Genomic DNA, 22,029 nt, shown 5'->3' on the forward strand with positions numbered 1-22,029 from the left:
AAAAAATATATGATTCAAGTATATCATGTGGAATTATAAATCTTCCATTAATCGTTTCAGTTTATTTATAACAGTTTTTGCTCTTTAGTGCGAAACTAGACGGTTTAGAAATTTGGAATTAAAAACTCAGCTACACCATACCCTTCTTTACCTTCCCAGTTATATAGGGAAAGAGTTTCTATGAGGTTCATCTTTTCATCAACCGGAATCATCCCAAATCTAATTACCTCGCCAGAAACTGAATATTCAGACCCTTTTTTATCAAATAATATCATCTGGAACTTAGAAGGGATTCCATTGCTAAATTCAACATCTATATCTGATTTTACAAGTGGTTCATTAACTGAGCCTGTGTAAAAGTATCCAGCATCAATATCTCCTTCATCAACAGAAAGTTTGGTTACATTAAAAGCTTCATCTTCTGAAAATTCAGAATTGATCCACATCCACATCTTGGGAGATCCCCATTCCCTCACACCACGGCTTAAATCTCTCTCACCAAGTGCTTCAATTTCAAACACTTCTCCATCAACTTCAATGTTTCCAATGGCTCTTCCAAACTGTTCATAATGTTCAGAAGCAACATTAGATGACATTTCAGCCTGTTTTTGATTGACACAATCAACATAATCCATAACTGGATTTAAAGCCTGCCATGTAACTTCCATCTTGACATTAAATTCTGTTTTAGATATTGGATTAAAAATTGAACCATCATATTTAAGTTTCCATTTATCTGATTCGATTTCCTCATAATTTAGGCCTGCAATACTCCATGGATTCTCATCACAGGGGGTTTCCAGTTTAATTCCTGCTATTATCTTTGGAGACATTAAATAGAAGAACACTGATTTTTCGTTTTTGTTGACCTTGTTTCCTATGCGCATAAAAGCGGTTAACTCATTATTTTTATCATGAAAATTAAAATAATAGCTTTCATTCCATTCTTCATGCTTTTTTACATCCATAAAATCACTTTATCCTTTTTTTATATACAACTCCTTTATTACCGTCTATAACTAACTCTTCACCTGTTCTAAATAGTTTAGTTGCGCCTTTAACGGCAGTTACAGCAGGTATTCTGTATTCGCGGGAAATTACAGCCCCATGGGATAATATTCCCCCGGTTTCAGTGATAAGGCCCCCAACTTTTGAAAATACTGATGTCCAGGCAGGATCTGTGTTACTGGTAATAAGAATTTCATTATCTTCAAGCTCTGATAATTCCTCAATAGATTCAACAACCCTTGCCACACCATTAAATACTCCAGGACTTGCAGCTGCACCATAAACTGCATTCTGGTTATATTCCATAACAGTATCATCAAATTCAATCCCATTTTTTATGAATTTTGGTGGAAGGGATGATTTATACCTGTAGAATTCCTTCTTTCTTTTTGAAATCATATTACTTATATCGAAACTTTCATCTAATTCTTTATTGAAAATTTCAAATAATTCAGCTTCATAGAGGAAGAAAACATCCTCCACTTCATTAATAACTTTTCTGGTTACCAGTCTTCTTCCCATCTCAAGGAGCATTAATCTCTGGCGGAAAAGAAGGTGATCCAGGTAGAATCTCTGGTTTTCCCTGAAAGTTAGGTAGGTCTGAGCCAGATTAAGCACAATGGAAAAGATTTTTGCCTTGAAGAACCCGCCTTTTTGTTTTTTTATTTCCTTCAAAACTTCTTTTTCTGTTTTAAATCTATTGTAACGGCTTTCTGACTCTTTTTTTCTTAAATCCAGATCAGAAGAAGATAATAATTTAATCACTTCCAAGACATAGGCTTTATCTTCTCTCCAGCGCGGATATAGAATTTCGCGGGTGTTTGATCTGTGCCCATAATCCTTAATGAATTTTTTAAACTCTTTTTTAAATTTTTTATTGGAAGAAATTAATTCATTAATCTCTAATTCATCCTGGGAACTTAAATCTGCTGAATTTATTTTTGCAAGCAGTTTACTATCTTTCCTTAATATTTTGGCCAGATCAGAAAATCTGATGTTCATCGCGACTGTTTTATTGTCATCTAAACCTGAAATTAAGCCAGCATAGAGGGATCCGTCATTATCATCCAGCCAATCAAGGAGCCAGTTTTTAATCATCAGATTGGTGGCTATTGAATGGGAAACCATACCGTATCTAATTAATTGGTAGTGTTTAATGCCTGATTTTTCAATATCCCTGTAAAGCGATAGGAGTTCTGCGTTACTTAGTTTATCCAGGTCTTTTTTGTCGAAGTATTTACATTTTTTCATGAATCCCTTTGCCCATTTTCTATAGGCCTTATCTGTCTTGTGCATCATCCCATCAGGGTCTCTGATAGCCACTAAAATCTGTGAAAGCAAGGTTTTATGTAATATGGAAGGATACTTTGATATTCTCTCCTGATCCTTTAATGGAAAATAGTTTAATAGCTCTTTAGACCTTGCAAATTTAGGGTAATATGAGAAAGCCTTCTCTAATACCCAACTATTAAAGTAAACCCTTGATTTATGGAGTTTTAATAGTTTAGAATCTGTAATTTCCCTGTATCCCATTATACGGGCGCCTTCATGGTTCACATAATCTGTGAGCATTTTACCCATAACATCAAAAAAGAGCGGTGTTGTTGCATCAGCCCAGTACTCATCCCCATACGCCCGGGTCCATAAAATATCATCATTATCATCTTTGAGGGTGGTTACGGGGCGTGACTGGAGGATATAAACATTTCCATCTTCTATGGCCCATTCAATGTCTTGAGGGGCATCGAAGAATTTTTCAAGCTCAACTGCTGTTTTTAATAATTTTCTGAGGCTTTCTTCATTAAGGCTTGTTTTTTCTATAAGTTCTACATCTATATCTTTTAAAGTGTTTTTACCCTCTTTCAGGAAATATCCTTTTTCTTTTCTTTTAATATTCTTTTCCAGTAACTTTCCATCTCTATTTAAAACATAAATGTCAGGTGTAACTATTCCGGAGACTATTGCCTCGCCAAGCCCCCATGTAGACTCGATAACAACGTCATTATTGCCATTAACAGGATTTGCAGTGAATGTAACGCCGCTTACATCTGCATTGACCATTTTCTGTACCGCTACAGCGATTCCTGCAGCTTTTGTATCTGAATCTAGCTGCTTGATTGCAGAATCATGTCTGTATTTAACTGCTCTCGCATTCCAGTAAGATGCCCAGCATTCAATGACTCTTTCCAGGATATCATCTTTTTTAATATTTAAAAAACTGTCTAATTGCCCTGCAAAGCTTGCATCAGGAAGATCTTCAGCCACTGCACTTGATCTAACAGCATAAAACCCTTCAGGGAGACTCTCTATCTGATTATTAATCTCTAAAAATAGGTTTTCTGGAAGCTTATCTCCTTTTATTATACCTCTTATTTGTGAACATCCCTTAGATATAGAATTTTCATCTTTAAAATCAATCTTATCAAGTATTTTTGAAATTTTAGCTTCTAATTCCTGTTTAATAAAAAAATCATATGCATCCACCGATACGATGAATGCTGGAGGGATATTGAATCCTGCATGTGACATTTTAGCAAGATTAAATGCTTTACCTCCAATTTTTTCAATCTGAAGGTCTTTTTCTTTAAGATCTATCACATACTCTGTACTACTATGGGCCTGCAATGTAATCACTTGTTTTAAAATAAGTAGAATTCTGTATCTATTTTAATGTTAGTAGGATAAAACAGTTGCCTTATTAAAAATCTAAGAAAATATAAGAATGCCAAAAACTTAAAAATAATTCTTTTATTAATTATCATTGACTTCTGAGCCGTCTTTTATTGGTACAGTAAAATAAAAGGTTGAACCTTTACCTAATTCGGATTCTACCCAAATATGCCCACCATGACGGTCAATAATCCTTTTAACAATGGCAAGTCCAATGCCTGCCCCACGATATTCCCCAATTGCATGCAATCTTTTGAATATTTCAAAGATTTTATCTGAATATTCCTCTTCAAGACCTATTCCATTATCACTTACAGAAAATACATATTCATCATCTCCTTTACTGATTTTAATGCGGATTTCAGGCGGCACTCCTTCCCTGCGGAATTTTAAAGCATTACCAATGAGATTCTGGAAAACACGGCTTATCTGGTCTTTATCTCCATTAATTACAGGTAAAGGATCATAAACTATTTCAGCAGGGCACTCTTCAATTGCGGATTTCAAATTAATTAAGGCATCATTTAAAGCATCTCCGGCGTTAAATTCCATAAATTCACCGCCGCGGGTTCCCACACGTGAATATTCAAGTAAACCCTGTATCATATCCTTCATTCTTGTTGCTCCGCCAGTCATAAATTCCAGGAAGTCATCGGCGTCCTCATCTAATTTTCCTTCATAACGCCGCTTTAAAAGACCAGCATAATTTCCCATAGTCCTTAATGGTTCCTGCAAGTCATGGCTTGTGATATATGCAAAACTCTGCAGTTCTTCATTTGAGCGTTCTAATTCATTTATTGTTTCTTTTAATTGTTTTTCAACATCTTTAAGTTCAGTTATATCTCTAATAATTGCCACTATGTATTTTTCTCCAGTAATATCAGTGTAGAGGGTTTTTTTAGTGACTATGTAATGCACATTACCATCAGGGTCTGTGATTTCTTCTTCATTTACATTTTCCATACCAGTTTTGAGTACTTCTTCATCTTTTTCCCAGAAGACATCTGCTTCATGTGAAGGTAAGAAATCATAATCAGATTTTCCAAGAAGTTTTTCTCGTGGATATCCCATAAACTGGCAAAAAGCATCATTAAAAAGCACCCAACGATGCTGATTATCCTTAACAAAGACGGGATCAGCAATGGAATTTATAATCTTATCCAGATAATTTCTTGACTCAATAAGAGCTTTTTCGGTCTGTTTACGTTCTGTAATATCACGAAAAACGACCTGAACTGCGGGTTTTCCTTTATAAGTTAGTGATGTGGCCACAGCTTCTACATCGATAACCGTTCCATCCAATTTTAAAAATTTTTGTTCGAAGGGCTCTGAACCTCCCTCTTCATACATTTTTAAATTTCTTTTTTCTACCTCTTCTCTGTAGTCAGGATGCACAAAATCGATTACTGGTTTTCCAACAAAATCTTCTATGTCTCCCCCTAAGATTTTTGCTGCAGAATTATTGGCAGCTAAGAGTATACCATCAGAGTGGATGCCCCAAGCATCAAATGATTCTCTGAGCAATTTACGATATACTTCCTCACTTTCTCTTAGTTCTTCTTCTGCCATTTTACGTTCTGTAATATCACGGGAAATCCCAAGAATCACATCTTTTCCTTTCAATTTAAAAAGATGGGTATTAACTTCAACAGGTATTTTAGACCCGTCTTTGGCTACATGAACGTTTTCAAATGTAGCGCTGCCTGTTTCTAAGATTTTAAATACATCTTTTGGTGATTCTTCAATGCTTTTTTGTGTAAGATCTAAAGGAGTCATATTCAGCAGTTCCTCTTTGCTATAACCCAATTTTCTTGTGGCAGCTTCATTAACCTCTATAAATTTCCCTGGTTTTCCATCTATCAGTTCTCCTAATGTTATAGTATCCTCTGCATTGTTGAATAATTCACGGAATTTCTCTTCACTTTCACTCAATGCTTTATAAGCTTCTTCAAGTTCTTTTGTACGATTTTTAACCTGTTCTTCAAGATTATCACGGGCATTTCTTAATGTTTCTTCCATTTTTTTACGTTCTGTAATATCCGTACCAATTAATAATCCTGCAGGTGAACCTTCATATTGGATTAGATTCGATGATACATCCAACCACTTCTCTTTTCCTTCTTTTGTGATTATTTTCATTTCGTTATATGATTTTTCTTTGCTACCAGCCATTCTTGCCTTGATTGCATTTTTTGCAATTTTCTTGTAATCTGGATGTGCAATGTCAAACCAATCCATTTTGAATAGTTCTTCTTTAGTGTAGCCTAAGATGGATTCAGAGGCCGGATTCGCATAAATAATTCTTTTATCTTGGTAAACTCCAATTGCTGCAGGGGAGGAATCAGCAAGTATCCTGAACTTTTCTTCGCTCTCTTTTAACTCTTCTTCAGCTTTTTTGCGTTCTGTAATATCTTCAAGAATTTCTACCGCTCCACTTATTCCCTCAGGATCATTGATTGCACTTGCTGTAGCTCGTAGCCACCTTCCTTTTTTACCAATTGCTGGAGATGCACATATTGTTGGGAAATAGGCCTCAATTTCATATGCTCCTTTCACAATTTTGGATTTGGCATTGTATGAAGGATACCAAATGGGAATTTCTTCAAACTTCTCTTCCATAACCAGATCCGCTAATAATGGTCTTTTTTCTTCATAAAATCCTTTCCAATGGTTTTTTGTGCCTACAACTTCTTCAGCAGTGACCCCACTGTATTCCTCAATGGCTTTATTCCAATAAAGAACTTTATGATCCCTATCAATGACAAAGGTAAGAACAGGCGAACCATGAATTATATTTTTTAATCTATTTTCACTATCTTTTAATGCTTCTTCAGTTTTTTTACGTTCTGTAATATCTTGAATTTGCACCAAAAAACCAGAATCAATAACAGAAACAGTAAAATCTAAAAATAAAACTCCTTCTTTAGTGGGATGGTAATAATCAAAATCTTTAAGCCATTTTAAATCTAAAGGTGCTTGAAATTTTATAAGACCCTCTTTAAGCAGTTTATCCTTCTTTTCTGCAATAGGAACGAAATCAAAGATGTTTCTTCCAATTATATCTTCTAATTTTGGAGTTCCCAACATTTTAAGAGCGGATTCATTGGCATTAGATATATTTGCATCCCTACCAAATAAAATAATTCCTATGGGGGATTTAAGGAATATTTCCTTAAATTCATCCCCTGATTTAGAGTCCTTTATGCCTTTTTTGGTACTTTTCATTAGCGTGCACCAACTATATTTTTAAATTTTTAAATCTAAATAATTTATGATTCCATTTTAAAAAAAATTAAATCCCTTTCTGAGGCTTAAATTGGATTTAAAAGCTCATAAATAATTTTTTATCTTCTTCCAGTCTTCTATCTGTAGTAGAAGTTTTCTATTAACCATTCCAAGCCCTCCGCAATGGTACATCGCAAAAAGAAGAATTCCATCATAAAGCTTTATTGGATTCTGGGTCACCAGTTTCTTCATTGGGTCATTTCTTAACCCGTAAATATGGGCCATGGCATCGTATGCCTTTTTTCCAAGGGTGATTATGATTTTGGGCTTTATGATATCTATATTGGGTTTTAAAAATTCTGCGGCGTTTTCTTTTATCCATTGAGCTTTTATTTTCCCTGCCATTTCTTCACCTTCCTTAAGTCCCAAAATTACATTGGTGAAAAAACAGGGTGCTTCATGGTTGGGTTTACTTGGAGTACCTATATCTATTCCTATTTCATTAAAAAGAATCCTTAAACTGGTATTTGTCGGAGTATTATCTTTATGTGCGCCTTTTGTTTCCCTGTAGTATTTGACTGTGCCCCAATCCTGTCCAATGAGCATGATATCAGCATTCAGGTTCCCTTGCCATCTGCACCATGGCCCTATATGGGTTTTCTGGTCATATAATCCGTTATCTACTTTTGAGGGGTTTACAAGTCCTTCAGGGAATTTATAGTTTTTACGCTTTTCTACGAGCTTTTTATATGCGGTTTCCTTTTCCATAGTCACGTTCTTTAAAATAAATTATTCAGAATCTTATTTAATAAATTTGAGTTTCTTATCTACTAAACACATTGCATTATCTCTTAAAATAACCCTTTGAGCTTTATGTTTTCCAGATTTAACAATAACTTTGATATCAGATATCCTTCTGGCTTCTCCGATAATTCTATCTCTTTTTATGATAGTTCCAATATCTTTGTAAACATTTGACATTTAGATCCCTTTTAAACGACCTTCTTTTTCCAGTTCTTCTGTTATCTGGAGCACTAATTCTAAATCAAGCTCTAAATCTTCAGCCACTTCAGATATGTAGGCTTCATCATAACTTCTATAATAACCTAAAATTTCCTTTTTAGCATCTTCATAGTCAATATCACGAATTTTAATTACTTTCGTGGCCTTTAATTTATCTCTTACAGATTCTCTTATAAAATCAGACATGCTAAGAAAGATTCCTGCTTCTATCAAGTTTGATATTTCTTCATATTCGCGGGGTGTTAATTTAGTCCCCACGGTTTTAGCATGCTTTATTTCATCATTTTTTACTGCCATGATTTAGTTATATATAGTTAACCATATAAACATATGCTTTAGTCATTGATTGGTAAATAACGCAATTATAGACTTTATTCATGCTTAAATGCAATAAATAAGCTGTTTTTTGTATAATATAATTTAAAGAGTTTTTGCAGATATTAAAGTCTTTCTTAACTCTCAAAAAAAGAAGAAGAGGTGATTTATCTTCTAAATCTATATAATCCTCCCAGTATCATTAGCAATGCTATTAATAAATAATTTATTGGCATTCCTGTTTCCTGCATGGGTACTTCAGCAGCAGATACTGTTGGTGGTTCGCCAGCAGCAGCAACAGTTACTCTGGGTGCTTCTTCACCAGCAGCTGCAATTTCTTCAGAAATGATTTCTTCACCTCCAGCAGCTCCCGGATTAATAATAGGGGGCTCTTCACCTCCAGCAGCTCCCGGATTAATAATAGGGGGCTCTTTACCTCCAGCAGCGCTTGGTGTTTCATTAGTCTGGTTAGTCTGATTTGTTTGATTTGTCTGGTTAGTCTGATTTGTTTGATTGCATGGTGGACATGGTGGACATGGTGGGCATGTTTTGTTACATGTTTTATTAAAGCATGGATTTACATGTTTTTTACATTTATTTACATGTTTAAACCATTTTACGGGTGTAGTTGTTTGGCATTTTTGCTTACAATTAAAAAAATTATAACTACATTTTTTATTCCATTTATGGTCCTTATCATGTTTTATATTCTTATTATCGCTGTATTTGGACTTAAATTCTTTATGTGTATTGCATTTTTCAACTGGGTGTGCGGATATTGCTCCAGTAAGTCCTAATGCTATTATGAGGGTAAATAGCATTACAGCAATTTTTGTCTTCACATTTTCACCTCCGATAATACCTTATAAATAATTAGTATGAAATCCTATAAAAAATTTTTTAAAAAAACTTTATTTTAAAGGTCGCGAACTAAAAATAGAGATATTATTACCTTTTGTAACTATATTAAACGGAAATAAAATAGAATTAATCAAATTAAAATAAATTAAGATACAAAAACTTTAAAAAAAGAATTTAAACCAGAAAAAACTTTAAGATTTTTGATTATAAAAAGAAATAGATGCTATTAATCTTTTAACATATTTTTACTCTGCAGAAATTATTTCTTCAATCTCAATGGACATTTTTTCAGAATTTTCAATAAATTCAACCAATTTAACCTCTAAATCATCCTCAAAACTGATGATTCTTCCCATTAAATCTTTAAATTCAGCTGAATCTTTGAGTTTATTGAATTTAACCTTTAAATCGTTAATATGAAGGACGTTTTTATTGATTTCTTCTGAGCTTTCTTTTAAAACCAATAAATCTCTGGTTAGCTCCTCTTTTAGACCTAACCTTGCAGGGTTATCTTTTTCCCATAATTTTTTCAATAATTTCAACTTGCTACCTGCAGTTTTATCTTTAATAATATCCATGTTTAATTGGGCTAATTCAATATTACCTCTAATAATGGGGTTTATTTTTTGCAAAAACGTTTCCCTATTTTTTTCTACGTGACTCTTATAGAGGGATTCTCCAACTAAATAACCCAGCAGTGCACCCAGAAGAACAATAAGAGTGCCTAAATAAGAGGAATTTGGGAACAGGATAAATATGATTATTAAAATTGAAATCCCAATACCTGTTAAAAGGATCCAGTTATAGAAATGGATATTCATCTTACCGCCTGAACTAAAGAGTAATATTAAGTTATTTATTGCCAGGTATTATATATCTGCTGGTTTGGCTAATTCGCCTCTAAAAAAAATAGTTAAATAGGTATTTAGGTAAATACCTATTTTTGCAGCTTTTTAAATTGCTTTGCATGAACCATTTTTAAGCCTTTTTTGGGTTTGATCCTGTTTTTTCAATGTATTAACAGATTTATTTTGTTTTTTCAGTTGTTTTTGTGTTTTTTGCTGAACTTTACTTGTTGTCTTGGCTTTTACTTTCAACTTTTTTTGAAGCTGAATTTTCTTCTGGTTCTGTTTTTTATCAGCCATACAATCGCAATCTTTAATTTTCAACTTCTTTTGAAGCTGAGTCTTGTTTTGGTTCTGTTTTTTAACAGATGTACCATCACAATCTTTTACTTTCAACTGCTTTTGGATTTGAGATCCTGTTCTGTTCTGATCTCTGGTCTGATTTGTGGTGCAATTGCTATCTTGTGTCTTCACCTGTTTTTGGAGCTGAGTTTGAGTTTTAAGTGGTGTGTCACTGTTTGCTGCAAATGCAGGTATTATACTAACCAACATAGCTAGAGCACATAATAAAGCTATTGATCTCTTCATATGTCTCACCTCCTTCATGTTGGGTACATTGTAATGAACGAACCTACTATATATAAATTATCCCAAATTCATCCCTAATCTCAAATTTAAATCGAAAATATTCTTTTTACTTAAAAATGATCGAAAATAGTTCCTTAAAACTAATTATACACAAAATAAATGGAATTTATCTCTAAAAGCTAATCCTCCTTTGAATAAAGAAAAGTTATGCATAAGCCCATTAAGGGATAAAATGATCACTTAAGGAATGAACATAAAGGAATTAGTGTATTATTAGAAATATTATGATTCATTGGCTTTACTTAAAAGCTGCTGGATAAAAACGCTAAATATTCAAATTTTAAAGGATTTAGTAAGGTATTAATTCAAAAAATCTTTGTCTTAATAAAGTATCATGAAATCCTTAAATTCGCCCTCAACCTTTTTTCCTTGAAAAAAGTCCTCAAACACAGAGTGTTTTGGGCGCAAAAATTCTACGAATTTTGAGCGGATTGATCAAAATGATCTCTCGAAAATCTGTCAAAATTTTCAATTTTGACGCAGCAAATTGGAAGATTTGCATGCTTCGATTTTCGGGGGGCACAAATCAAAGATTTGTAAGCATCGCTCACAAATTATTGTTTTTTTCGCTGCGGTAAATAGAATTCAATTATTAATATAAAACGCGGAAATCGTTGAATTCTCCAGTATATTTTTCCCATTTGATATCTAAGTCAGTTACTTTGGCATAAGAAGGTCCCTTTTTAACGAACTTAATAGCCTTATCCACGGCTTCTTTTTCGCCCTCAAAAATCTTCGATTTTTGTGGTTCAGAAAATCCTTGATTTTCTTCAACCTCAAAGACAGCTTCAACTCGCCCATCGGGGAGATTGCGCACCCAACCATTTACACCATACTTCTTGGCTTCGTTTTTGGTGTTTCCGCGGAAGTATACTCCCTGGACTCTTCCAGAAATTATTACATGGGCTCTAACTTTCAATTTACCAACTCAATTTAGATAATATTATAATAAAATTGATTTACATTCTTCTAAAAACAATTCAGCACCATCAATTATAATCTTTGCTTCTTCTTCATCTAATTTTGGAAATAAACCATAATCAGCTTCTTCGCGATCTTCTTGAGCTCTTGTTAGCAAATCAAAAAGTTCTTTTTTAAATTCCCCTTTTTTAACCAATTCAAGCCCAAATTGTGAAATTAATCCTCTATGTGTCCTTGGATAAATATCTTTTTCTGCTAATAAAGCCTTGGCTGCAAAAAACATTGCATAATATGCTCTACTCACCGCATCACCATAGAATTCATTTTTAAAAAGAGTTCTGGCTGCTTCAAGCTTTTCATATGCATTTTTCATTAGAATTCCAGCTTCATCCAAGCACTACACCCTCTTTTTTAATAGTAGAAATAAAATGGGTATCTTTTAGTGTTTCATATTCTTTTTTAGAAATAACTTTGGCTGATATATAAGTACCAGACTCAAGCAGTGCCTCGCTTACTTTTTTCATGATTTTGTTCTTTGTTTCTCTTTTTTTACCAGATATTATTAGAAGATCTATGTCTGAATCATCTGTATCCTCTCCACGGGCAACAGAACCAAATAATATTATTTCTTCTATTTCAGGATAATCAAGTGAATTTGAGAACTCTTCAGCTATTCTTTTTCTGTTCATTTTAACCATTTAACTATATGTAATGGAATTATTAAAACTTTATTGATTGTATATATTATTTTGATATTTATAAATTAGAACTTGCTAATGAATATTCATTTTTTTTGCCAGTATCAAAACCATAAGTCTCCTTAACGCGCCCATCGGGGAGATTGCGCACCCAACCATTTACACCATACTTCTTGGCTTCGTTTTTGGTGTTTCCGCGGAAGTATACTCCCTGGACTCTTCCAGAAATTATTACATGGGCTTTAACTTTGAACATCCATCACCTAGTCATAATTTATATTTTGAGATTGTAATATAATTTTAATATGGTATTAGAGGGGCGGATGCTTTAGTGGATAATAAACTAAAAAGAGATCTATTAATAGTGGGAATTTTAGTCTCATTCCTTACACCATTTGTAAGATCATCCATTAATCTGGCACTACCTTCTCTAGCAGTAGAATTTGATTTATCTGCCCTATTTTTAACATGGATATCCACAATATATCTGCTAGTTAATGCCATACTATACATTCCATTTGGTAGAATTGGGGATATCTACGGGCGAAAACGCATATTCCAATATGGATTAATAATTTTCACCTTAAGCTCATTTATATCCGCCTTCTCCATATCTGGGGAAATGTTCCTTTTAATCAGGATTTTTCAGGCAATAGGAAACGCAATGATATTTGCTAACTTGAATGCCATGATATCATCAGCATTTCCTGAAAATGAAAGAGGTAAGGCCTTTGGATTAACATCGATGGGAGTCTTTGTAGGCCTAATATTTGGGCCAATACTTGGAGGGGCCATCACAGAAATTGTGGGATGGAGAACCCTGTTCTACCTAGATACCATAATAGGGATAATAGCAGTATATGCCATAACACGATTTAAATATGATTGGGTAGATGCAGAAGGAGAGAAATTAGATTTAATAGGTTCATTTCTTTTGGGCGCCTCCATTATAGCCATAATTTACGGTATTTCGAATCTAACCCACAGATATGGCATATTCCTTTTAATTGGAGGAATAATCACACTATCATTATTTTATTTAGCTCAAAAAAGAGTTGAATTTCCTTTAATTAATTTAGACTTGTTTAAAAGTAAAAGTTTCACCTTTGGAAACATCACCGCATTTATAAATTACGGCGCATTCGTATCTGTAGGGTTTATTCTAACCCTCTACTTGCAGTATCTAAAAGGTTATCATCCCCTTAATGCTGGTCTAATAGTTTCTGTTCAATCGATTATGATGGTGCTCATATCTCCATTTGCAGGGAGATTATCGGATAAAATCGACCCAGCAAATGTATCAACCGTGGGAATGGTTCTAACAACCATTGGTGTAGCTTTAATGACGTTGATAAATTTCCAAAATGCCCTATACTTGGGGGGAATTTCTCTAATTATTTTTGGGGCAGGAATAGGTTTATTCTATGCTTCAAATACCAAGGTGGTTCTTAGTGCAGTGGATAAAAAGTATTTTGGAGTAGCTTCAGCAACATTAAGCGATATGAGATCCATTGGACAGATATTTGGAATGAGCATAGTAACGTTATTTATCGCTGCTGTTTTGGGAGATGCCCAGATTATGCCATCCAATTATCCAGGGCTGATTATGAGTCTTAGAATGTCACTGGTTGCTATTGCTGCTTTAAGTGTAATTGGAATTTTCACATCCATATTTAAAGATTAAAAAGATAAATTTTTCTTTTTTAGCAATTTTATCAACTTATTATGGGCAGAATAGCTTAATAATTAAGATTTAGATTTAATCATTTATTATAATAAATTTTTTAGTAAAATTGGATATATTATTTTTTATTAGGAAAAAAACGAAACTATTATTTGATTGTAGGATCAATAAATATAGACTTAGACATACATTTCAAGTGTAAAATTTTGTTTTTTCTTGTGTTATTATAAAGATTTAATATAGTCTTAAAAATATTTTATTCTTCATTATAGGAGTTATATTAAAATTTAAGGTATCTTAACCATATTTAGAATGTTTAAGTACATATTTTTTTGCTAGTTCTGTATTTAAATGGTTATTTGTTGGATAATTTTCTACCACAACTTTTTTTAAGGTGCAGATAAGGGACAGATAAGGATTCTCTGAAAGCTTTTAGGAGCCTTTATTTTCGATTTAAAGCATTATTAATGAAGCTTTAAAAATATTTTTTATTTTTATTTTTCTGATTACTCCTTTTGAATGAATTCTCTAATTTCCTCTATTTCATCTGCAAGTTCTTCCATTTTTTTGGCTTCTATTAATTCAATGTAGGTTTTAGATAGATATCCAAGGGCTCTAATCATCTTTATTTTAATTTCTTCATTTTTGGGATCTTTAATCCTTCCAGACTTGATTTTTTCTGATAATGAATTAATCTGTTCTTCAATTATTTTAAGGGATTTAATGAGAATAAATCCGAATCAATAGAATTAGAGATATATAAGGCATATTTGGCATCTTGTCATAAAGCTTAAAAATTTTAAAAATTATAATCGAATGGATCTAGGGAATAATTATTTGATGTATATCACACAGAATAATAGCTAATTAAGAAAAATTATTGTTTTTTAAGATTAAAAGAAAAAGGGGCAGTTCAATGGTAAGGGATGATATTGACGATGGATTTATAGATGAACACATTAGATACATGCAGTTTGAAATTAAAGTGGTTGATACCATTGAAAACAGCGACCCCGAAGAATTAGAAACCAACATAGAAAAAATCGGCTTTGTAAAAGTATTTGAAGTAGACGGTACTACATGGTTTCTTTCAGAAGATACATCCTATATTCTGGTTTTAGCAGATACTGGATGGCATTTATATCAGAAGGCGATGAGTGCATTGTAAATCCATGCATTAACATTTTCTAATCTAATTTTGAATTAATTTAAATATCACCAGTCCATATAACAGATTATGGTGAAGAAATGAATAAATTAAAGATATTATCATGGAAAGTTAATGGACTGCGAAGTAGATTTAAAGGAGGATATCTAAAACAAGTTTTTGATTTAAATCCCCATATTTTATGCTTCCAGGAAGTAAAATCAACAGAAGAACAACTACCAAAAGAATTAAAAGAAATTGAAGGATATTATTCCTATTTTCAATCCTCAAAAAAGTTGAAAGGTTTTGCTGGCGTTGCAATTACACTAAAGAAAAACCAGAAAGTGTGGAAAAGAGCTTAGCAGTTCTGATTATGAAGATGAAGGAAGAATACTAAAAGCTATTTTTGAGATTTTTATTTTATATAATATTTATTTTCCATCAGCCCAAGGCACAAAAGAAGGGCTTGAACACAAATTTAAATTCTATGAGGATTTTCTTGAGGAAATGAGAGAATTAAAGGATGAAAAGGTAATAATTTGCGGAGATTTTAATATAGCCCATAACGAGATTGATCTTGTAAATCCAGTAAATGCTGCAAAAAATGCAGGCTTTTTACCTGAAGAAAGAGCATTTTTAAATAAGTTAATGGATTTTGGGTATATTGATACTTTTAGGATGTTTAATGGAGATCATGAAAACTTTACATGGTGGGCTTATGGCCACAATTGCAGGGAAAAGAATATAGGGATGCGTCTGGACCATTTTTTTGTATGTAAGAGCTTAAAAGATAATATTGGTTCTGCTTATGTTCTTTCTGATGTTATGGGGTCTGATCATTGCCCTATTGGGGTTAGATTATATTGAGAAATAATTTAAATCTGCTTATTAACTTATATTTAAGTTCTATTACTCATCTTTTTGATTCAATTAAAAAGAAATGGAAAAATACTTTAAATAAATACAATTAAAGGATAAATTGAGGTTAAGAATATGATTATTTGAACCTTTAATTTATTAATTAATCATGGTTGTGATCTAATCTTAAGATGTCTAAAATGTGGCGTCTATTGTTCTATTGATGAAATTAGCTGCCCGAATTGTGGTGAAATTGAGGAATTAGAATTAGATTACGATGGTTACTATTTTGGGAATTTTAGTCCACCTGAAATTGATGTATCGAACCTTGAATTAAATTGGTCTCGTATAAAGTCAGTTTCACATGATAAAAAGCCTCATAAGTTATTTAAATCCTCAAAAACTAATTTAAAATTGCCTATTGAACCAATTAATGATTATATAAGTTATAATCTATTAAATATTATTAGTTTTATTCCAGAAGGAATTTCTCCAATTAATCATGAACATGAAAGTATAGCTAGGAATTTTATAGCAAATGTGAAAGAAAAATATTGCAATCATCCTTTAGGAGAGATTGGGCCTCTAATTAAACCTGAAAAAAAGATAAAATGTAAAGGTTGTTTGAGTTTTAAATCACTAGATAAATTTCCTAATGAAAATAGCATTTATTGCTATTCTTGCTTAAAAGAGAAAAAATGTGAAGTTTGCGGTGAATATGAACCCATTTATGAGTTTTTAAAAGAAGGTTATGAATTATCTACCTGTAGATATTGCTTAAAAGAGAAAACTTGTAAAAAATGCAGAGAAACTAAACCATTGAGAGAATTCATTAAAGACAGAATAGAACTTCCTAATTGCATTTTATGCACAGAAGGGAAAATATGCATAGGATGTGGAGAGACTAAATCTCATTTGAACTTTATGGATAAAGGGATAGAAAATGAATACTGTGAAAGTTGCAGACAAAAGAAGAAATGTGAAGGCTGCAGTGAATTTAAACAACGTTACAATTTTATTATGGAAGGATTAGAGCAAACATTTTGCCCTTCATGTTTAGAAAAAAAAGAATGTAACATATGTAAGGATTTTAAGCCTCGATATAAATTTATTAAAAATGATTCTGAAGGATCAATTTGTGATAAATGTAGAGAAACAATAAAATGTCCAGCATGCGGAATAACCAAATCGCGAATGTATTTTATTAAAAATGGTAATGAAAAAAGATACTGCACATCATGTCTTGAAGAAAAGAAATGTAAAGGTTGTAATGAAATTAAACCATTGTTTAAATTCATAAGAATGGAAAAAGAACAAGAATATTGCTTAGAGTGTTTATCAAATAAGGAATGTAAAGGTTGTGGAGAATCAAAGCATCATTACCAATTTATAAAAAACTTAAAAGTTCAAGAATACTGTGTAGATTGTTTAGAAGAAAAAGAATGCATAATATGTAAACAAAAGAAATTTAAATATGAATTTATTGTAAATGGTATAGAAAGCGATAAATGTTCCTATTGTATGGAAGAAAAAAAATGCATCGGATGCAATCAATTTAAACCACGTTACATCTTCTTTAGAGAAGATTTAGAACAAAAATATTGTAAATCATGCTTAGAAGAAGAAATATGTCCAAGTTGTAGAGAAATTAAGCCTTATTATCATTTTCTTGAAAATGCAAGATTAATTAGCCGCTATTATATTAATGATGAATGGGTAAAACAAGATTATTGCAAATCATGTCGTGAAGATAAAGAATGTAAAGGTTGTGATGGACTTAGACCACGTTATAATTTCTTTTTAGACGGAATAGAAAAGGATTATTGTGATAATTGCCGCAAAGAAAAGAAATGTCCAAGTTGTGGAAATACTAAACCAATATATGAATTTATGGAAAATAGAATAGAACAAAGATATTGTAGATATTGTTTTGATGAAAAGGAATGTAGTATTTGTAGAGAATTGGAACCTCGTTATAGTTTCTTAAAAAATGGTATAGAAACTGATATATGTAATCTTTGTAGCGAAGAGAAGGAATGTATTGGTTGTAATAAGATTAAAACATTGCGTGAATTTAATAAAGATGGAAAAATAGGAGATTACTGCATTTATTGCGTGGAAGAGAAAAAATGTAATACTTGTGGACGTATAGAGCCCAGATATAATTTTATTTCATTTAATATGGAACTTTCTGTATGCAAGTTTTGTGTAGATGATAAAGTTTGTTTAAAATGTGGAGAAACCAAATCCCTACGTGATTTCATTAAAAATGGCATAGAACAACAATACTGTAATTCATGTACTAAAACTAAAAGATGTTTAGGATGTGGACAATTAAAGAATTCTCATGAATTCATTATTGATGGCAGGAAACAAAAATACTGTATTTCTTGCCTTAGGTTGAAAAGATGTGAAAAATGCGATAATCTCGAGCCTCGCTATGAATTTCTTAAAGATGGCAAAGAGCTTTCAAAATGTAGATATTGTAGGGAAAAGAAAAGATGTAAGAGTTGTGGAAACACTAAATCATTAAGAAGATACGTAATAAATGGAATTGTGACTGATTATTGCAATATCTGCATGGAAGAAAAGAAATGTAAAGGATGTAAAGAGATTAAACCTCGTTATAACTTTTATAAAAATGGTAAAAAAATAAAATATTGTAATTTATGTATAAAAGAAAAAAGATGTTTAGAATGCGGAGAACTAGAACCTCGTAGAAAATTTTATAAAAATGGAAAAGAACTTCCGGTTTGTAAATATTGCTTTAAAAAGAAGATGTGTAGAAGTTGTGGAGAATTTAAACCCCGTCGAAAGTTTCGTATAAATGGAAAAGAATCAAAATACTGTATAGATTGCAAAAAAGAAAAGAAATGTTTTGGTTGTGGAAAAACTAAACCAAAACATAAATTTGTAAAAAATAAAATTGAATATAATATTTGCCGGAAATGTAAAAGAAAAGCAGAAGGTAAAGAAAATATTATAGAGCGTTTATTTAGAATCTAAAATAAAAGCTAAGACTGGGAGAATTAATTAGTTAAATTCATGATTTTATATTTTTAATAGCAATCTGGACTGCTTTCACAACATAATAAACAGGATCATTTTCAATTTTTTCTAAATAAGGTAATGCTCGAGGATCATTAATCTTAGATAATGCCTTAACTGCATATTGACGAACTTGGGGCTTTTCATCATTTAAAAGATCAATCAACGAATCAACTGCTTTAGGATCTTTAATTTTTCCAAGTGCTGATGCAGCTAAACGCCTAACATTTCCATCTTCATCATTTAAGGCATCACATAAGACATTAACAAAATATGGATTTTTAGTTTTCCCCAATTTATATGCAGCATCAGCTCGTTTTTTTCCAAGAAGACTATATTGAAGCGTATTAACAATCTCTTGATGCTCCTCACTAATTTCATAATTTTCATCTTGATTACATTTTTTTAAAATATTTATACATTCTTTTACCTCTTCATGATCTGGGAAAAACTCTAAAACTCGGTTATAGCAATACATTGCCGTTTGGTATTCTTCAAGATAGTGAAATGAAGCTCCAAGTAAATACCATGCGTTAAAATCTTTTAAATTAATCTCAATACAGTTAACAGCACACTTTATTACTTCATTATAATCCTCTAAATTCAGATGCGACACTCCTTTATTGTAAAGAGCTAAAGAATTTTGTGGATCTAATTTTAAAGCACTATCATAAGATTTTATTGCTTTATGATGGTCACCATTATATTCAAATGATAATCCTTCTTCTATTAACCTAAATATCTCATTAGAATCAAATTCGGTGGTTATGTCTATTATCTCTTTTTCTCCCATTTCATTTAATAATTTATTTAATAATAAAACAGAACCCTTTTTATGGGCTGGTTTTATTTTGGCGCCACATGAAAAGGAATAAATACAGAGACCACAACCTCTCTTACAACCACATTTTTTAACAAGATTAAGAGCAATTTTAGTTAAATCACCAAAAATGTCAACACATTTTTCTGATAATCCTATACCACCTTCATATGAATCATAAATGAAAATAGTTGCTGTATTAGTATAGGGATGGAAATCAGTAGAAAAAGTACCAATGTCACATCTATCACAAAGAACCTTTAGAGGTAGCATAGTGGAAAGTAAATTTTCGGCTCCTGAAATTGAATATTTAACTATTTCAGGGTCTTTAGATAATTTTTCTAAGTCATTAAGAGTTGAATCTGGAATATTAAACCAGATTCCTTTAGTTTTAAATTTTAAAGTAGGAACATCAATTTTTTCATAATTAATTTTACGTTTTTTATCATATTCAAATTTATAAAAATCAATAATTAATTCTAATTCTCCATAATATAAATCTAAAAACCCGATTTTTTCAGTTTTAATAACTCTAATAATATTTAAATCAATTCGTTTTTCAGAATTTTTTCTAAATTCAATATTTTGTTTTTCAACGAATATTTTTTTATTATGATGATCAAAATTCTTTACAATATATGTATTACCTTGATATGGGCGCGTAGCACCTTTAAAAGAGATTAAATAGGCATCTTCTCTATTTAATGATTCCAATACTTTTCGATTATATATTATTTTAAATTCTTCAACAGCAATTTGTTGTAAGGGAATATCAACGGAAGGATTATCAGGTCCATTATTTCCTATTTTTGTATATTCCCAGCCATAAATTCCTTTATGTAAGCCTAAAGCTATTGCTTTATCCATTGCTGATTCATTAACATTAAAAAAATTAAAATCGTTATCACTAAGAGGTAATTCAGAAGCAGCAAATATAAGATGATTAGCTATTATTTTTTCATTATCTAAATCTAATGTTGCATTTTCATTAGAACCCTTTAAAACATAATTTGGATTTTTCATAATAAACTGATTTAAAGGATCATTTGTACCCATCAAAACAGCTATTGAACTATTATTACCTCTTCCTGCCCTTCCTAATTGCTGCCAAGTTGAAATTAAAGTTCCAGGATATCCTGAAATTATAACTGCATCTAAACTACCTATATCTATCCCTAATTCAAGAGCATTAGTACTTATAACTCCTAAATATTTTCTATTTTTTAAACCACTTTCAATTTCCCTTCTTTCTTTAACTGGATATTGGGCCCTATAAGGAGCTATAGAATTATATATATCTTTATTTTTATCTTTAAGATACTCTTTGACTTTTGAACTTATGGTTTCTGCCATATTTCTAGTTCTAGAAAAACATAAGGTCTGAATATCATTTAAAACAAACATTGAGATTAAATCACGTGTATCAAATAAAATGGAATTATCTTTAACATTAAATGGATTAAAAAATACAAAAGTTTTTTCCCCTTTATTTGAATAATCTTTATCAACAAGTTCAACTTTTTTCCCAATCAATTTCTCGCTAAATTCAACTGGATTGGCTAATGTGGCAGAAGATAGAATAAATTGAGGATTTGAACCATAATAATTACATATTCTCATTAAACGCTTAATTAATAGTGCAACATTGGATCCAAAAACGCCTCTGTATTTGTGTGCTTCATCAATAACAATATACTTTAAATTTGAATAAAATCGGCACCATTGAAAATGCCAAAAAAGCGTTTGGTGAATCATATGAGGGTTTGTAATTATGATCCTGGCCTCTAGACGCGCTAATGCTCTTTCTACACTGTCTATATCTTTATCATATTTATGAGGATTAATCTTTATTTGAGTTTCTTTTTCATACTCTTTAATCTTAAGAAGCTGGTCGCTGCTTAAGGCTTTGGCAGGGTAAATATAGAGGGCAGTGGCATTTTTATCCTCTGCTAAAGTATCTAAAATTGGCAAATTAAATGCTAAAGTTTTTCCAGATGCTGTAGGAGTTGTTATTATTACATTCTTTCCATCTTTTACAAGTTCAAAAACTCTGCATTGATGTTTAAAAAGTTTAAAATTATTTTTATTAAGATATTGAATTAATCTGGGATTTAAATCTTCTAAATAACAATATTCTCCTTTTTTAGATGGTCTTTGGTCTATGTATTCGATTTTATCAATGAAATTCTTATCAAATTTGAGATTTTCAAGTATTTTTTCAATTTTTTCATCGGTAGTTAACATTATCCACCAAACTT

At 31.7% G+C, this 22,029-nt stretch carries 19 protein-coding genes; 5 read left to right on the forward strand and 14 right to left on the reverse strand.

From position 1 onward, the window contains the following. Positions 1-104: 104 nt before the first annotated feature. The 13 genes from QMD61_00460 to QMD61_00520 form a co-directional block, all read right to left on the reverse strand. Positions 105-968 (reverse strand): hypothetical protein, encoded by an 864-nt coding sequence (locus QMD61_00460; GenBank protein ID MDI6723095.1) that lies wholly within the window; start codon positions 966-968, stop codon positions 105-107. A gap of 4 nt (positions 969-972) precedes the next feature. Then, on the reverse strand, positions 973-3,642 hold the full coding sequence (locus QMD61_00465) for a PEP/pyruvate-binding domain-containing protein (protein MDI6723096.1): 2,670 nt from the start codon (positions 3,640-3,642) through the stop codon (positions 973-975). A 117-nt stretch (positions 3,643-3,759) separates the two neighbouring features. Further along, positions 3,760-6,903, reverse strand: coding sequence for a PAS domain S-box protein (locus QMD61_00470; protein ID MDI6723097.1), 3,144 nt, complete (start codon positions 6,901-6,903; stop codon positions 3,760-3,762). Positions 6,904-7,008: 105 nt separating this feature from the next. Beyond that, on the reverse strand, positions 7,009-7,671 hold the full coding sequence (locus QMD61_00475; protein ID MDI6723098.1) for a uracil-DNA glycosylase family protein: 663 nt from the start codon (positions 7,669-7,671) through the stop codon (positions 7,009-7,011). Between the two features lie 33 nt (positions 7,672-7,704). Continuing rightward, complete coding sequence (locus QMD61_00480) at positions 7,705-7,884, reverse strand: hypothetical protein (protein MDI6723099.1); 180 nt, start codon at positions 7,882-7,884, stop codon at positions 7,705-7,707. Further along, a complete protein-coding gene (locus tag QMD61_00485) occupies positions 7,885-8,223 on the reverse strand; it encodes a hypothetical protein (protein MDI6723100.1) in 339 nt (112 codons plus the stop codon). A gap of 185 nt (positions 8,224-8,408) precedes the next feature. Beyond that, positions 8,409-9,083 carry a hypothetical protein gene (locus QMD61_00490; protein ID MDI6723101.1) on the reverse strand — a complete coding sequence of 225 codons (675 nt, stop codon included), beginning with the start codon at positions 9,081-9,083 and terminating at the stop codon, positions 8,409-8,411. Between the two features lie 264 nt (positions 9,084-9,347). Then, the gene (locus QMD61_00495) at positions 9,348-9,734 is read right to left on the reverse strand and encodes a hypothetical protein (GenBank protein ID MDI6723102.1); all 387 of its coding nucleotides are present in this window, start codon (positions 9,732-9,734) and stop codon (positions 9,348-9,350) included. A 321-nt stretch (positions 9,735-10,055) separates the two neighbouring features. After that, a complete protein-coding gene (locus QMD61_00500) occupies positions 10,056-10,535 on the reverse strand; it encodes a hypothetical protein (GenBank protein MDI6723103.1) in 480 nt (159 codons plus the stop codon). 652 nt (positions 10,536-11,187) lie between these two features. Next, positions 11,188-11,514 carry an acylphosphatase gene (locus QMD61_00505; GenBank protein MDI6723104.1) on the reverse strand — a complete coding sequence of 109 codons (327 nt, stop codon included), beginning with the start codon at positions 11,512-11,514 and terminating at the stop codon, positions 11,188-11,190. 24 nt (positions 11,515-11,538) lie between these two features. Continuing rightward, positions 11,539-11,910, reverse strand: coding sequence for a HEPN domain-containing protein (locus QMD61_00510; protein MDI6723105.1), 372 nt, complete (start codon positions 11,908-11,910; stop codon positions 11,539-11,541). Beyond that, a complete protein-coding gene (locus QMD61_00515) occupies positions 11,903-12,205 on the reverse strand; it encodes a nucleotidyltransferase domain-containing protein (protein MDI6723106.1) in 303 nt (100 codons plus the stop codon). The genes QMD61_00510 and QMD61_00515 overlap by 8 nt, the downstream gene beginning before the upstream one ends. Positions 12,206-12,272: 67 nt before the next feature. Continuing rightward, positions 12,273-12,470, reverse strand: a complete 198-nt coding sequence (locus QMD61_00520) for an acylphosphatase (GenBank protein ID MDI6723107.1) — start codon at positions 12,468-12,470, stop codon at positions 12,273-12,275. Between the two features lie 75 nt (positions 12,471-12,545). Between QMD61_00520 and QMD61_00525 the strand changes: the two genes are divergently transcribed. From QMD61_00525 to QMD61_00545, 5 genes are all read left to right on the forward strand, one after another. Next, entirely contained in the window at positions 12,546-13,898 is a 1,353-nt protein-coding gene (locus QMD61_00525) for an MFS transporter (protein MDI6723108.1), read from the forward strand. 916 nt (positions 13,899-14,814) lie between these two features. Next, positions 14,815-15,066 (forward strand): hypothetical protein, encoded by a 252-nt coding sequence (locus QMD61_00530; protein ID MDI6723109.1) that lies wholly within the window; start codon positions 14,815-14,817, stop codon positions 15,064-15,066. 80 nt (positions 15,067-15,146) lie between these two features. Beyond that, positions 15,147-15,407, forward strand: coding sequence for a hypothetical protein (locus tag QMD61_00535; protein ID MDI6723110.1), 261 nt, complete (start codon positions 15,147-15,149; stop codon positions 15,405-15,407). A 49-nt stretch (positions 15,408-15,456) separates the two neighbouring features. Further along, complete coding sequence (locus tag QMD61_00540) at positions 15,457-15,912, forward strand: exodeoxyribonuclease III (GenBank protein MDI6723111.1); 456 nt, start codon at positions 15,457-15,459, stop codon at positions 15,910-15,912. Positions 15,913-16,527: 615 nt separating this feature from the next. Then, positions 16,528-18,909: a hypothetical protein gene (locus QMD61_00545; GenBank protein MDI6723112.1), complete on the forward strand. Its 2,382-nt coding sequence runs from the start codon at positions 16,528-16,530 to the stop codon at positions 18,907-18,909. Positions 18,910-18,946: 37 nt separating this feature from the next. Here QMD61_00545 and QMD61_00550 read toward each other — a convergent pair whose 3' ends face one another. Next, positions 18,947-22,015: a DEAD/DEAH box helicase gene (locus QMD61_00550; protein MDI6723113.1), complete on the reverse strand. Its 3,069-nt coding sequence runs from the start codon at positions 22,013-22,015 to the stop codon at positions 18,947-18,949. Positions 22,016-22,029 lie beyond the last annotated feature (14 nt).

The organism is Methanobacterium sp., assembly GCA_030017655.1.
Classification (GTDB): Archaea; Methanobacteriota; Methanobacteria; order Methanobacteriales; family Methanobacteriaceae; genus Methanobacterium_D.